This window comes from Streptomyces sp. NBC_00569 (genome assembly GCF_036345255.1).
Taxonomy (GTDB): domain Bacteria; phylum Actinomycetota; class Actinomycetes; order Streptomycetales; family Streptomycetaceae; genus Streptomyces.
Genome location: NZ_CP107783.1, coordinates 3972792 through 3985590 on the forward strand (window position 1 = coordinate 3972792; position 12799 = coordinate 3985590).

The 12799-nt window shown below is 72.0% G+C and carries 16 protein-coding genes; 4 read left to right on the plus strand and 12 right to left on the minus strand.

Features of this window, described 5'->3' with window-relative positions:
* Positions 1–137: 137 nt before the first annotated feature.
* Positions 138–788, plus strand: a complete 651-nt coding sequence (locus OHO83_RS17695; protein ID WP_266674041.1) for an FMN-dependent NADH-azoreductase — start codon at positions 138–140, stop codon at positions 786–788.
* A gap of 119 nt (positions 789–907) precedes the next feature.
* Here the strand turns inward: OHO83_RS17695 and OHO83_RS17700 are convergent, their stop codons facing one another.
* A complete protein-coding gene (locus OHO83_RS17700; protein WP_266674039.1) occupies positions 908–1393 on the minus strand; it encodes a MarR family winged helix-turn-helix transcriptional regulator in 486 nt (161 codons plus the stop codon).
* Positions 1394–1565: 172 nt separating this feature from the next.
* On the opposite strand from OHO83_RS17700, the gene OHO83_RS17705 reads away from it, so the two are divergent.
* Entirely contained in the window at positions 1566–2402 is an 837-nt protein-coding gene (locus tag OHO83_RS17705; RefSeq protein ID WP_266674037.1) for a hypothetical protein, read from the plus strand.
* On the opposite strand, the gene OHO83_RS17710 is transcribed toward OHO83_RS17705, so the two are convergent.
* The 8 genes from OHO83_RS17710 to OHO83_RS17745 form a co-directional block, all read right to left on the minus strand.
* Complete coding sequence (locus OHO83_RS17710; RefSeq protein WP_266674035.1) at positions 2382–2867, minus strand: GNAT family N-acetyltransferase; 486 nt, start codon at positions 2865–2867, stop codon at positions 2382–2384. The two genes, OHO83_RS17705 and OHO83_RS17710, sit on opposite strands and share 21 nt — an antisense overlap.
* Positions 2864–3403 carry a hypothetical protein gene (locus tag OHO83_RS17715; RefSeq protein WP_266674034.1) on the minus strand — a complete coding sequence of 180 codons (540 nt, stop codon included), beginning with the start codon at positions 3401–3403 and terminating at the stop codon, positions 2864–2866. Before OHO83_RS17715 ends, OHO83_RS17710 begins: the two co-directional genes overlap by 4 nt.
* A 25-nt stretch (positions 3404–3428) precedes the next feature.
* Complete coding sequence (locus OHO83_RS17720) at positions 3429–4874, minus strand: MFS transporter (RefSeq protein WP_266674033.1); 1446 nt, start codon at positions 4872–4874, stop codon at positions 3429–3431.
* Positions 4875–4960: 86 nt separating this feature from the next.
* Positions 4961–5212 (minus strand): hypothetical protein, encoded by a 252-nt coding sequence (locus OHO83_RS17725; protein WP_266674031.1) that lies wholly within the window; start codon positions 5210–5212, stop codon positions 4961–4963.
* Between the two features lie 167 nt (positions 5213–5379).
* Positions 5380–5718 (minus strand): DUF952 domain-containing protein, encoded by a 339-nt coding sequence (locus OHO83_RS17730; RefSeq protein WP_266674030.1) that lies wholly within the window; start codon positions 5716–5718, stop codon positions 5380–5382.
* A 62-nt stretch (positions 5719–5780) separates the two neighbouring features.
* Positions 5781–7007 (minus strand): RNA polymerase sigma factor, encoded by a 1227-nt coding sequence (locus OHO83_RS17735; RefSeq protein WP_266674028.1) that lies wholly within the window; start codon positions 7005–7007, stop codon positions 5781–5783.
* Positions 7001–7417: a YciI family protein gene (locus OHO83_RS17740; protein ID WP_266674026.1), complete on the minus strand. Its 417-nt coding sequence runs from the start codon at positions 7415–7417 to the stop codon at positions 7001–7003. Before OHO83_RS17740 ends, OHO83_RS17735 begins: the two co-directional genes overlap by 7 nt.
* Positions 7418–7519: 102 nt before the next feature.
* Positions 7520–8119 (minus strand): dihydrofolate reductase family protein, encoded by a 600-nt coding sequence (locus OHO83_RS17745; RefSeq protein WP_266674024.1) that lies wholly within the window; start codon positions 8117–8119, stop codon positions 7520–7522.
* A gap of 207 nt (positions 8120–8326) precedes the next feature.
* On the opposite strand from OHO83_RS17745, the gene OHO83_RS17750 reads away from it, so the two are divergent.
* Positions 8327–8932 (plus strand): TetR/AcrR family transcriptional regulator, encoded by a 606-nt coding sequence (locus OHO83_RS17750; RefSeq protein WP_266674022.1) that lies wholly within the window; start codon positions 8327–8329, stop codon positions 8930–8932.
* 10 nt (positions 8933–8942) lie between these two features.
* On the opposite strand, the gene OHO83_RS17755 is transcribed toward OHO83_RS17750, so the two are convergent.
* The 3 genes from OHO83_RS17755 to OHO83_RS17765 form a co-directional block, all read right to left on the minus strand.
* Positions 8943–9554 carry a GNAT family N-acetyltransferase gene (locus OHO83_RS17755; RefSeq protein WP_266674020.1) on the minus strand — a complete coding sequence of 204 codons (612 nt, stop codon included), beginning with the start codon at positions 9552–9554 and terminating at the stop codon, positions 8943–8945.
* 182 nt (positions 9555–9736) lie between these two features.
* Positions 9737–10780 (minus strand): family 2 encapsulin nanocompartment cargo protein polyprenyl transferase, encoded by a 1044-nt coding sequence (locus OHO83_RS17760; protein WP_266674018.1) that lies wholly within the window; start codon positions 10778–10780, stop codon positions 9737–9739.
* 71 nt (positions 10781–10851) lie between these two features.
* Entirely contained in the window at positions 10852–12258 is a 1407-nt protein-coding gene (locus OHO83_RS17765) for a family 2B encapsulin nanocompartment shell protein (protein WP_266674016.1), read from the minus strand.
* Positions 12259–12477: 219 nt separating this feature from the next.
* On the opposite strand from OHO83_RS17765, the gene OHO83_RS17770 reads away from it, so the two are divergent.
* Positions 12478–12711, plus strand: a complete 234-nt coding sequence (locus OHO83_RS17770) for a hypothetical protein (RefSeq protein ID WP_266674015.1) — start codon at positions 12478–12480, stop codon at positions 12709–12711.
* Positions 12712–12799: the final 88 nt, after the last annotated feature.

The window sequence follows — 12799 nt, forward strand, 5'->3', positions numbered from 1 at the left end:
GGCCAACGGGTCCATCTTCGTTACGCTCACGATGGTATCAATCAACACTATCTCGTATGCAACTATCATCGGGCACGAATCCCCGGCCCTTGGTTCCCCGCCTCTGGCACCGTTCTTTGGATCTTTGGAGAAAGTCCATGGCCACACTGCTGCACATCGACTCGTCCGTTTTCCCCGGTGAGGCGTCCTCGTCCCGTTCGGTCACGGCCGCCTTCCGCAAGAGCTGGGAGGAGCAGCACCCGCAGGGCACGGTGATCTACCGCGACCTCGCCGCGAACCCTGTCCCGCACATCACCGCCGACGCCTGGTCCGCCGGTTATGCCGCTCCGTCCGAGCGCACCCCGGAGCAGTCCGCCGCGTTTGCCGCGCGCGTGAAGCTCATCGAGGAGCTGGAGCAGGCGGACGCCGTCCTGATCGGCGCGCCCATGTACAACTACTCGATCCCGTCGACCCTCAAGGCCTGGCTGGACAACGTGCTCCTGCTCGGCCGCACGGCGGGCGAGACCCCCTCCGCCCAGGGCACACCCGCCATCGTCGTCGCCAGCCGCGGCGGCTCCTACGCGCCGGGCACCCCGCGCGAGAACTACGAGTTCGTACAGAACTACCTGGAGGCCGTCTTCACCGGCACCCTCGGCCTGGACCTCGACTTCATCGTCCCGGAACTCACGATGGCACCCCGCAACCCGGCCATGTCCGAACTGGTCCCCCTCTACGAGGCTTCCCGCCGGCGCGCATTCGAGGACGCGACCGCCAAGGCCAAGGAACTCGCGGAGCGCCTCGCCGCGTAACCCCCGGCCCCGTGGACGCCGTGCGGCGGCCCACCCAGGGCGTCACACGGCGCCCTGGGTGCCTGAACCTCTCCGACGGTGAGGGCGACGCCTCGACGCGGGGCCGGCCGCGGCGGTGCTTACGCGCCCCCGCCCTCGGGATAGGCGATCCGCGTCAGCAGATCTGTCAGCTGCGCGGACTCGCCGGGCCCCAGTTCGAGGACCAGGCGCTCGGCCAGTGGTTCCGCCGCCGCGTGGGCCGCGTCGAAAAGTTCGAGCCCCTGAGGCGTGATCTCCACCGCCCGCGCCCGCCGGTCCCCCGGAACGGCCTTGCGCACCGCCAGCCCCTTGCGCTCCAGGTCGTCCACGACCCGCATGATTCCGGCCTTGTCCGACCCCGTCGCAGCCGCCAGATCCCGCTGCACCATGGGCCCGTGGTTGACCACCTCGACCAGCACGGCGAAATGCCTCAGCTCGATGCCGAGCGGCCTGAGCGCCTCGGTCATCACCGTGGCCGCGCGCCAGTGCGCCCGGCGCAGCAGCAGACCGAGAGCGAAGGGGGACGTGTCCCCAGGGCGATCAGTCGCCCGCGCGGCGGCGTCTTGGTGAGGAACGTCAGCGGCCATGAACACAAAATACCAGCCATATGCTCACTCGATATGGTCTCGCCTGCAACCAAGCACGCCACGTCGACGAAGACGGCCAGGCGCCTTCGCGTCATCTGTCCGACGGCACCCGGCGTCCGAGCGGAGCCGGGTGCTGTCGGCGTCTGCGGGCCGCTCGGGTAGCGTCCCCCGGATGGACCACTCGCGTCGCCCCCGCATCCTCTACGTCACCGACCTCGCGTACCCGGCCCGTGGCCGCCGCTACTGCGACGAGGACATAGCCCTCTCGGCGCGGCTGCGCGAGCAGTTCGACGTGGCGCTGTGCCATCCGCTGGACGCGGCCGCGCTGATGGACGGCTTCGACGCGGTCGTCGTGCGCAACAGCGGGCCCGTGCTGCACTACCAGGCCGCCTACGACGCGTTCCGTGAGCAGGCGCTCGCGCGCGGGGTGCGGGTCTACAACGCGCTGTCGGGGAAGGCCGACATGGCGGGCAAGGGCTATCTGCTCGACCTGACCACGGCCGGGTATCCCGTCATCCCGACCGTCGCCCGCGCCGCCGATCTCCCTCTGCTGCCCGAGGCGGACGAGTACGTGGTCAAGCCGCTGCTCGGCGCCGACTCCATCGGTCTCGAGTTCGTCGGCCGCGAGGCGCTGTCCGGCCTGGAGTTCGACGGCATCCTCGTCCAGCCGCGGATCCGCTTCCGGTACGAGGTGTCGTTCTACTTCGTCGACCGCACTCTCCAGTACGCCCTGTACGCGCCGCGGCCGGAGGAGCGGTGGGTCCTCGAACCGTACGAACCCACCGACGCCGACCGGGAGTTCGCGCAGAAGTTCGTCGACTGGAACACCATCGGTCACGGCATTCAGCGCGTGGACGCGTGCCGCACGCCGGAGGGCGAGCTGCTCCTGGTCGAGCTGGAGGACCTCAATCCGTATCTGTCCCTGGATCTGGTCGACGCGGGCACACGGGACACGTTCGTGGCGGCGATGGCGGACTCGCTGCGGGGGCTACTGGCCGACGGGGCCTGACGAAGACGGCCGGCTGAAACGGAGCTTGTCCTTCTCGCGGGCGCCCAGGCGCCGGTAGAAGCGGATCGCCCCGTCGTTCCAGACCGGCGTCTGCCACTGGATCTCGGCGATCCCGAGCGCTCGCGCCTCCGCGGCCACGGCGTCCATGAGGAGCGGTCCGAGGCCGAGTCCGCGGTGGCCGGGGCGGAGGTACAGGCAGTCCATGTGGAGGTACTCGCACCCGTCCCAGGTGGAGATCGCGGGCTCGCAGGTCGCGTAGCCGACGAGTGTGCCGTCGGCGGGCTCCGCGACCAGACAGCGCAGGCGGGGCGTGGCGGTGCTGAACAGGAGCGTGTGGAGCCGGTCGGCGAGGCCGGGTGCCGGCGGGTCCGCCTTCTCGTACGCGGCGTGTTCCGCGGCGAGCCGGGCCACTTCGGGCAGGTCGCCGGGGCGGGCGTGCCGCACGCTCACCTGTGCGTCGGTCACCGGGCGTCCTCCTTCGTGACGTCCGCGGACCAGGCGGCGAGGCGGTCGCGGAGGGGGCCTTCGCCGTCGAGGACATGGCGGGTGAACGCGGTGCGCTCGTGGGCGAGCACGGCCGCCTCCCAGACGCAGGGCGCGAGGCCGGTGCGGCCGGGCCGCAGCAGTTCCGGGTGGCCCGCGGGTCCGGTGAAGACCGCCAGGTCGGACATGTGGCCCTCGATCCAGGTGTGGACGAGGACGTAGTCCCCGTCTCCCCCCGCGTGCAGCAGGACCACGGCGAGGCCGAGCGAGCCCCGGACGGCGCCGAGCGCCAGGTGGGCGCCGACGAGCGGCATGACCGCGGCGACGTCCCGCTCCGTCACCGTGCGCCCCGGCGCCTCGACGGCGTACGACTTGACGAGGTGACCGCCGTGCTCACCGCTGCCCAACGGGCGTACGGCGCGCGCGTGGTGGCCGTCGGCGAGGGCGAGGAGCGCGTCCTGGTCGACGGCCACCGGGAGGGCCGGTGCGGCGGCTGTGTTCTCCGTGTGGTCGGGCATGGCCCCATCATGCAGGGCCGGGTGCTCAGGCGTCCGCCCTGTCACGCGGTCGCCGGGGCGCGAGGAACAGTGCGGCGAGCACCGAACCCGCGGCCACCAGGAGGGAGTTGACGAGTACGGCCGTGGAGACTCCGGACAGGACCGAGTCCGGACCGCTCGCCCCGCCCATGCGGGCCGTGGCGATCGCGCTCATCACCGGGATGCCCAGGGTGATGCCGACCTGCTGGGTCATGGTCGCGAGGCCGGTGGCGAGGCCCTGCTCCTCGTCGGGCAGCCCGGACGTGGCCGTCACCATGAAGCCGACGATCACCAGCATGTTGCCGACGCCCCCGACGAACGTGGCCGCGAGGAGCAGCCAGATCCAGACCCCCGACGTGCCGAGCGCCACCAGGGCGAGCGTGGCCACGGCCTGGACGGCGCCGCCGAGGACGATCGTGGTCCGGTTGCCGAGGCGTCCGACGGCGCGGCCGCCGAGCGTGCCGCCGATCACGGTGCCGAGTCCGAGGACGCCGAAGGCGAGCCCGGTCGCGAGCGGCGAGTAGCCGAGGACTTCCTGGAGGTAGAGCGTGAGCAGGAAGACGAGGGACGTCTCGGTGACGAAGGCGATGAGCCCGGCCGCGTTGCCCCAGATCACGGTGCGCCGCTTGAGGATGTGGAGCGGGACGAGGGGCGCGGCGGCCCGCTTCTCGACGAACCGGAAGGCGACGAGGAGCGCGGCTCCGGAGAGGAGCGCGACCAGGGTCGCGGGGGCGCCCCAGCCGGTCTCGCCGGCCTGCGTGAGCCCGTAGACGAGGAGCAGGAGTCCGCCGGTGACGGTCGCGGCGCCCGGTACGTCGAGGCGCGGGCGGCGGTCCGGGCGCGAGTCGGTGATGACGGACGGGGCGAGGACGAGGACGAGGGCCGCGACGGGGACGTTGACGAAGAAGGCCCAGCGCCAGGAGAGCAGGTCGGTGAGGAGCCCGCCGAGGATGGCGCCCGCGGTGAACCCTGCGGACATCAGGGCACCGTTGAGGCCGAGGGCGCGTTCGCGCAGCGGACCCTCCTTGAAGGCGGTGGTCAGGAGGGCGAGCCCGGCCGGGGTGACGGCCGCGGTCGCGAGCCCCTGCAACACCCTTGCCACGAGCAGGACTTCGGGCGAGGTGGCGAGGCCGCCCAGGAGGGAGGAGACGCCGAGGACCGCCATGCCGGCGAGGAACAGCCGCTTGCGGCCCACGAGGTCGGCCACGCGGCCGAAGAGGAGCGTGAACCCGGCGGCGGCGAGCGCGAACGACGTGGCGATCCACTGGAGACGGGAGAGCGGGAAGCCGAGCCCCTCGCCGACGACGGGCAGCGCGACGTTCAGGATCGAGAAGTCCACGGCGATCATGAACTGGGCGCCGAGGAGGAGGGTGAGGACGAGCTTCTGGCGGGCCGTCATGCGTGGGGACGGTGCGACGGCCGGGGCGGGGGCGGTGTGCGTGGGCGCCGACATGGAGGCACTCCTTAAATGGTTCTGCATTCCCGTTAAGGCACGCCAAACGTAGCAGAGCGGAGAGCCTTAAGGGAACCGTAGTCCCGTTACGTGGTGGCGAGCGCCTCGCGCATGGTGTCCCGCACCGTCTCCTGGCCCCGCCACGCCGACGCGTACGCGGACCTGTGGCGCGCGAGGTCCGCCCGCCGCTCCACGGACAGCACGGACCACCACACCCCGGCCGTGTTCAGCTCGCGCCGCGCAGGCGAGGTGCCGCCCCCGCCGTCGCGCTTCCACGCCGCGTCACGGAAGGCGCGGTCAGGGGTGGCGTACCGCTCGAGCCCTTGTCCACGACGCACTGCGACCAGGCCTTGAGCACGCGCCGCATCGGCTGGTCCTTCCTGGCCGCCTTCTCCAGGGCGACCCCGAACCCCCTCGGCCGGCTCGCGCCGACCCGTCCCTGTCCGGAGGCGAGCCGCTTCCGGATCCGAACTCCCGTCCGACTGACGGGCGGGCCGTGGGGACCTCAGCGGACCCGCCCACCGCCCCAGTGCCGCACCTCGGTGACGGCCTCGACCGGCAACGGCCCGTAGATGTGCGGGAATTCGTCGGCACCCGGCTCCGGCGCCTCGAACCGGACCGGCGCGGGCACCCGCTCGCTGTCGATGACCAGCACCACCAGCTCGTCGGGCCCGTCGTACGCGCCGTACAGGAAGTCGGCGACCCCCCGCAGCTGATGCGCCAGCGAGCAGTGGATGAAGCCCTCCTCGGCGAGGGTCCTGCCGCGTGTGGACATCTCGTAGGCGCCGGACGCGCGGGCCGCGTCCCACAGGGAGCGCTCGGTGATGTGCAGGAGTTCGGTCATGCGCACCAACCTACGAGCCGATCACTCGGGCCGGTACCGCCCCTCGGCCGAAGCGGCCCGCCTCAGCCGAGCCGGGCCGCACGCAGCCGGAGGTAGCGCTGCTCCGGGCGGCTGAGCGTGCCGCCCGCCGCCTCCTGATAGGCCGCCCGCGCGGCGTCGCGGTCCCCGGCCAGCTCCAGGAGGTGGCCCCGGACGGCGGCGAGCCGGTGGTGCCCGCCGAGGGCGTCCGCCAGCTTGTCCGTCTCCGCCAGGCCCGCCGCGGGGCCGTGCACCATGGCGACGGCGACGGCCCGGCCGAGCGCGGCCATCGCCTCCCCCTCGGGCACGGCCAGCACGAGCAGGTCGTACAGGGCGAGGATCTGCGGCCAGTCGGTGTCCTCGGCGCTCGCCGCCTCGTCGTGCAACGCGGCGATGGCCGCCTGGAGTTGATACGGGCCGACCGGTCCGCGCGGGAGGGCGAGGGCGACCAGCGCGACGCCCTCGTCGATCTCGGCGCGGTCCCACAGGGCGCGGTCCTGTTCGTCGAGGCGGACCAGTTCGCCCGCCGCGTCGGTGCGGGCGGCGCGGCGCGCGTCGGTCAGCAGCATGAGGGCGAGCAGCCCCGCGACCTCGCTGTCGCCGGGCAGCAGCGCCCGCACGGCCCGGGTCAGCCGGATCGCCTCGCGGGCCAGGTCGGCGCGCTGCAACTGGGGCCCCGACGTGGCCGTATACCCCTCGTTGAAGATCAGGTAGAGGATCTGGAGCACGGCGGGCAGCCGCTCCCGCCAGTCCTCGGGCAGGCGGAACCGCACGCCTCGTACGCGCTGCTTGGCGCGGCTGATGCGCTGCGCCATCGTCGGCTCGGGGACCAGGTGGGCGCGGGCGATCTCGGCGGTCGTGAGGCCGCCGACGGCGCGCAGGGTGAGGGCGACCTGGGCGGCGGGCGTCAGATCGGGGTGGCAGCACAGGTGGAGCAGGGTGAGGGTGTCGTCCTCGGAGGGGGCACGGCTCTCGCCGGGCGGCGGGGCCGTGAACGCGTCGCGCGGGGTGAGCGCGGCGTCCGCCTCCTCACGCCTGCGCCGCGCGTCGTCACTGCGCAGAGCGTCGACGAGGCGGCGCGAGGCGACCTTGATGAGCCAACCGCGCGGATTGTCGGGCACCCCGGCTTCGGGCCACTGGCGTGCGGCGGCGAGCAGCGCCTCCTGGACGGCGTCCTCGGCCGCGTCGAAGTGTCCGTAGCGGCGGACCAGCGCGCCGAGGACCTGCGGCGCGTGGCGGCGCAGCAGGTCCTCGGTCGACGCGGTCAGCAAAGGTCGCCACCGCTGTCCAGGATGGGGCGGATCACGACGGGGCGGGCGGGCGCGCCCGCGGGGGCGGGGCACTCGGCCACGCGCTCGGCGATCTCGGTGACGCGGTCGAGGTTCTCGCACTCGAGGATCCAGAAACCGGCGAGCAGCTCCTTCGTCTCCCCGTAGGGGCCGTCACTGATGACGGGCCGCCCCTGCGCGTCCGGCGTGACGAACCGGGTCTTCGCGGGCTCCGCCAGACCTTCACCGGCGAGCATCTCGCCGGTCTCGGCGAGGTCGTCGTTGATCTTCTGCATGTGGGCGAACATCGTCTGGATGTCCTTCTCGCCCCAGGCCGGATTGCCCTCGGACGCCTTGCCCGCCATGGCTTCGTAGTCGAGCTGGGTGCCCGTGACCATCATCAGATACTTCATGGCTCTGCGCTCCTTCGGCCAAGCCGCCCGCCGGGCGCGGGCGGCTTCACTGGAGACGTCGGAGCGGCAGCAGCGTCCTCGACACCGCACCGGAGAAAAATTCTAGCCGGGGAGCCCCTGCCTCTTCCTGCTGTACGTCCGCACGATCACGCCGTTGCCGAACGTCCGGTTCTCCTCCAGGGCGAACTCTCCGATCGCGAAGCCGGACCCGAACATCGGCATGCCCGAGCCGAACACCAGCGGGTACGTCTTGATCACGAGCTCGTCCACCTCGTCGGCGAGCACACCGGCGAGCGTCGCGCCGCCGCACAGCCAGATGTCGAACTCACCGTCCTCCGCCTTCAGTTCACGGACCTTGCCGACGACGTCCTCGGCGACGATCTCCACGTTCGGGTCGGGGGACTTCTCGATCGAGCGCGCCGCGACGTACTCGCGCAGGTGCCCGTACGGGCTGGTCAGACCGGCGTCGAGGCCGAGCTGGTAGCTGGCCCGGCCCTGGATGACGGTGTCGAACCGCTTGTTGGCCAGGTGCTCCAGGCCGAGGATCCGCCGGCCCTCCGCCGAGATGGTCTCGGGGTACTCGGTCGTGAGGAACTCGAGGAACTCCTCGTCCACGAAGGGCATGAAGGCGTTCGCGTCTCCGTCGGGGCGGCCGATGAAACCGTCGATCGACACGGCGACGAAGTACGTGAGCTTTCGCAAGTGGGTCTCTTTCCGCAGGTGACAGAGGTGTTCGGGCGGGCCGTCGTACGGGCTTCGGCGCCGGTGGCTCCGTCCGGAGCCGTGACTCCGAAGCCGTGACCCCGCTCGAACAACTGCAGTTATAGTGCTTCATCTGTAGTGGTTGCAAGAGGATGCGGATATCCGATTCGGCGGACTTCCGGATCTCCGGTCAGAGGGAGCGCACAGATGGCACGGAACGCGGAGCGCAGGGTGGCCCTGGTGGACGCCGCGGTGGAGGTGCTCGCGGCCGAGGGCGCGCGCGGCCTGACCTTCCGCGCGGTGGACGCGGCGGCGGCCGTCCCCACGGGCACGTCGTCGAACTACTTCACCAGCCGGGACGACCTGCTGCACCAGATCGACGCGTGGCTGCACGAGCGGCTGGCCCCGGACCCGGCGGTGGTCGCGGAACTCCTTGAGCGGCCGCGGGACCGCGAGCTGGTCGCCGCGTTCATGCACGATCTGCTGGGCCGCGCCCAGCGCGACCGCACGGGCTATCTGGCCATGATGGAGATGCGCCTCGAGGCGGGGCGCAGGCCGGAACTGCGGGCGTCCCTCATGAAGTCGCTCCGCGGCGACCTGGACTTCGGGATCTCGTTCCACACCGAGTCCGGGCTCCCCGGCGGCGCGGAGACGGTGACCGTGCTCTACCTCGCCGCGCTGGGGCTCATCCTGGAACACCTGACGATGCCGGGAATGCTGGACGGCGCCGTGCCCGGCGTGAGCGTCCCCGAGGGGCTGATGGACCGGATCGTCCGCACGATCGTGCCCCAGGAGCAGCCGCTCGCACCCTGACGGCCGGAGCTCAACTCACCTGCGGGTCACGCCACATGGGCCACATCGTCGGCCCGTCCGGCAGCGCGATCCCGCTGCCGGTGCACACGAAGCCGAGCCGCTCGTACAGCACACGGCTGCGGTCGCTGCTCGCCTCCAGATACGACGCCACGCCCTCGCGGTCGCAGCGGTCGAGGACGGGCTCCATCAGCGCGGTGCCGAGGCCCTGGCCCTGTCGCGCCGGGTCGACGGCGATCATCCACAGGTACTCGTGCGCGCGGTGGCGGGGATGGATCCCGGAGGTCAACAGGCCGATCTCCTCGACCCGTTCGTTGTCCGGGTCCACGGCGGCGCGCAGCTGCGCCGGGCCGTCGTCACCCTCGTCCGGGCCGCCCGCCCCGTCCGGCCGGGCCGGCACCGACAGCCAGAGGGCGGCCGCGGCGCCGTCCTCGGTGATGTCGACGTACCCCTCGCTCAGCGAGATGTCGATGAAGGCCGCCATGAGACCGGCGTGCCTGCGGCGCCGGTGTGCCGGCTCGGGGAAGACCCAGCCGCTCACCGGGTCGTCCATGAACGCCTCGTCGAGCAGCCGCACAAGGTCTGCCCGATCGCCCTCCGTGGCCCTCCGGATCGCCACGCCCATGGCCCGCCCCCTCACGTCGCGGCCCGCCTCAACGGGCCGTGTCCCTGCGCCGGTCGGCCGCCACGCGTCGGCCCGCTGCAGCCTAGGCGATCGGTTCCGCACGCGGGTACGGGCCCCTCGCTCCTCCCGGAGTGCGGGGCCCGCCGTCAGTTCAACTCCTCTCCCCTGCTGATGGATTCCCCCTAGTAGCTGCGCCGCGTCACGAACTCGGCCAGCGACAGCAGTCCGTCCGCGGCCTCCGGTGCCGGAACCGCCCTGGACAGCTGGTGCACCGCCCGGGACATCCGGTCCGCCGCGTGCAGCTGCGCCCAGTCGCGCCCCCCGGCGCGCTCGACGACCAGCGCCATGGCCTCCAGCTCCCCCTCCTCCGGCGGGCCGTCCTCCGGCCCCAGGACCCCGTAGAGCGCGGCCAGTTCACCGGCTTCGGGCGTGCCCGAGGCCAGCGCCGCCACCACCGGCAGCGACTTCTTGCGCACCGCGAGATCGGCGCCCGCCGCCTTGCCCGTACGGGCCGGATCCCCCCAGATCCCTATGACGTCGTCGATCAGCTGGAACGCGAGCCCGGCCTGCCTGCCGAACCCGTCGAGGGCCGCGACCTCCTCCTCTCCGGCCCCCGCGTACAGCCCCCCGACCGCGCAGGCGCAGCCGAGCAGCGCACCCGTCTTCGCCTCCGCCACGACGAGGCACTCGTCCAGCGTGACCCGCTCCGGTTCGCGCGTCTCCAGGGCGACATCGGCGACCTGGCCCTCGCACAGCTCCATCACACAGGCCGCGATCCGGGCCGCCGCCGGCCGGGCCGCCGGGTGCTGGTCCTCGGCGAGCAGCCGCTGCGCGAGCGCCTGGAGCGCGTCGCCCGCCAGGATCGCGCCGGCTTCCCCGAAGACGGCCCACGCGGTCGGCCGGTGCCTGCGCGTGGTGTCCCGGTCCATGACGTCGTCGTGCAGGAGCGTGAAGTTGTGGACGAGTTCCACGGCCGCCGCCGCCCGTACCGCGAGCTCCGGAGCGCCCCCCAGCGCCCGTACCGCCGCGAGGACGAGCGCCGGCCTGATGGCCTTGCCCGCGTGCCCCGCGGCCGTGGTGCCGTCCGCCTGCTCCCACCCGAAGTGGTAGCGCGCGATGCGGCGCAAAGACGTGGGCAGGCTCTCCACGGCCCTGCGCAGCTCCGGGTCGACCTGTGCCCTGGCCTGCGCCAGGATCACCGCCGCTTCCTGACCGTCCGCGGCCATCCCTCCGTCCCGTCCGCCCGGTCCCCCTTGCTGCCGCGGCGCTATGGACTGCTCCGTCTGCGACTTGAGCTTCAACGCCACCTGCCGATCTCGACGTTCTCCAGGACGCCGAGCGCGTCCGGCACGAGCACCGCCGCCGAGTAGTACGTCGTCACCAGGTACGAGATGATCGCCTGCTCGCTGATGCCCATGAACCGCACCGACAGGCTCGGCTCGATCTCGTCCGGGATGCCCGCCTGCTGGAGGCCGATGATGCCCTGCTCCTCCTCGCCGGTACGCATACAGATGATCGACGTCGTGCGCGCGTCGGACACGGGGATCTTGTTGCTCGGGAAGATCGGCACCCCGCGCCAGGTCGGGATGCGACTGCCCCCCACGTCGATGGACTCCGGGACGAGCCCCCGCTTGTTGCACTCGCGGCCGAACGCGGCGATGGCGCGCGGGTGGGCGAGGAACAGCTTCGATCCCCGGCGGCGGCTGAGCAGCTCGTCCATGTCGTCCGGGCTCGGCACGCCGTCGTGCGGCTGGAGCCGCTGGTCGTACTCGCAGTTGTTGAGCAGGCCGAACTCCCTGTTGTTGATGAGCTCGTGCTCCTGGCGCTCCTTCAACGCCTCGACGGTGAGCCGGAGCTGGTGCTCCGTCTGGTTCATCGGCTGGTTGTACAGGTCCGCCACGCGCGAGTGGATGCGCAGGACGGTCTGGGCGACGCTCAGCTCGTACTCGCGCGGTGCCGCGTCGTAGTCGACGTACGTACCCGGGAGCACCGCCTCGCCGACGTGGCCGGCGGAGACGTCGATCTGCTTCTCGCCGAACTTGTTCGCCCGCTGCTCCGGGACGGACCGCAGCGCCCCCAGATGCCCGGCCAGGCTCTCGGAGCGCTCCGCGACCTGCTCCAGATCCTGGCGGGGCAGCGCGAGCACGGTGCACGCGGTCACGGCGCGCGCCGTGTACTCCCAGATGGCATCCGGGTCGAGCAGCGCCTGCTCGCCGAAGTACGCCCCGTCGGCCAGGACCCCGAGGACCGCGTCGTCCCCGTAGGGGCCGGTGCCGATCTTCTCGACCTTGCCGTGGGCGAGCAGGAACACCTCGTCCGCGGGGCTGCCGAACGAGGCGAGCCGCTCACCCGGCGCGTACTCCCGCTGCCGGCACCGCACCGCGAGCTCCTCGAGCACCTCCTGGTCCCCGTAGTCCCGCAGCACCGGCAGTTCGCCGAGCTCCGCCGGGATGACCCGCACCCGGTCTCCGGTCTTCACGAACGTCACGCGTCCGTCGCCGACCGAGTAGCTGAGCCGCCGGTTCACCCGGTACGTGCCGCCCTGCACGTTCACCCAGGGCAGCATCCGCAGCAGCCACCGGGAGCTGATCTCCTGCATCTGTGGCGCGGACTTGGTGGTGGTGGCCAGATTCCGCGCGGCGGATGTGCCGAGACTCTGCTGCGGCCCGGCCTGCTCCGTGCGGACCTCTTCGCCTACCGACATGGGCTATGCCTCCCGATCAAGAACTGACCTGCGGCGACAACACTTCCAGCACACATTGTGGCCACGCCATTACACAAACGAGCGGGGTTGGGTGAGAGTGGACGGGGCACGATGCCCGATTTTCCGGGTAGGGAACTTCCGACGGGGAACTCGGCGGAACTTCATGATCCCGGCGGGCGTTCAACCGATACACCGAGGCACCGATGACGGGAGACAGCAATGACAGGCTTCCTGGACCGCGCCAAGGAGCAGGCGCAGCGAGGACTCACGCAGGGCAAGCAGAAGCTGGACGAGGTGCAGGCGCAGCGGGCGGGCGGCGACCTCCTGAAGAAGCTGGGCGCCGCTTACTACGCGGAGCGGAAGGGCACCGGCACTCCCGAGGCGACCCAGGCCGCGGTCGCGGCCCTGGAGCACCACGTCGCGGAACACGGGGACGGCTTCCTGCGGAGCTGAGACCGCCGCACCGCCTCTTGCCCGACCGCACGTAGCACGCAGGCACGTACGCCTGCATGCCTGCCTCCCCCTGACCGGAACATCCCGC

Excerpts from the sequence above, each read along its gene's own strand:
- OHO83_RS17695 (WP_266674041.1), top strand. The coding sequence starts at position 138 with ATGGCCACACTGCTGCACATCGACTCGTCCGTTTTCCCCGGTGAGGCG.
- OHO83_RS17700 (WP_266674039.1), bottom strand. The coding sequence starts at position 1,393 with ATGGCCGCTGACGTTCCTCACCAAGACGCCGCCGCGCGGGCGACTGAT.
- OHO83_RS17705 (WP_266674037.1), top strand. The coding sequence starts at position 1,566 with ATGGACCACTCGCGTCGCCCCCGCATCCTCTACGTCACCGACCTCGCG.
- OHO83_RS17715 (WP_266674034.1), bottom strand. The coding sequence starts at position 3,403 with ATGCCCGACCACACGGAGAACACAGCCGCCGCACCGGCCCTCCCGGTG.
- OHO83_RS17720 (WP_266674033.1), bottom strand. The coding sequence starts at position 4,874 with ATGTCGGCGCCCACGCACACCGCCCCCGCCCCGGCCGTCGCACCGTCC.
- OHO83_RS17730 (WP_266674030.1), bottom strand. The coding sequence starts at position 5,718 with ATGACCGAACTCCTGCACATCACCGAGCGCTCCCTGTGGGACGCGGCC.
- OHO83_RS17740 (WP_266674026.1), bottom strand. The coding sequence starts at position 7,417 with ATGAAGTATCTGATGATGGTCACGGGCACCCAGCTCGACTACGAAGCC.
- OHO83_RS17750 (WP_266674022.1), top strand. The coding sequence starts at position 8,327 with ATGGCACGGAACGCGGAGCGCAGGGTGGCCCTGGTGGACGCCGCGGTG.
- OHO83_RS17755 (WP_266674020.1), bottom strand. The coding sequence starts at position 9,554 with ATGGGCGTGGCGATCCGGAGGGCCACGGAGGGCGATCGGGCAGACCTT.
- OHO83_RS17760 (WP_266674018.1), bottom strand. The coding sequence starts at position 10,780 with ATGGCCGCGGACGGTCAGGAAGCGGCGGTGATCCTGGCGCAGGCCAGG.
- OHO83_RS17765 (WP_266674016.1), bottom strand. The coding sequence starts at position 12,258 with ATGTCGGTAGGCGAAGAGGTCCGCACGGAGCAGGCCGGGCCGCAGCAG.
- OHO83_RS17770 (WP_266674015.1), top strand. The coding sequence starts at position 12,478 with ATGACAGGCTTCCTGGACCGCGCCAAGGAGCAGGCGCAGCGAGGACTC.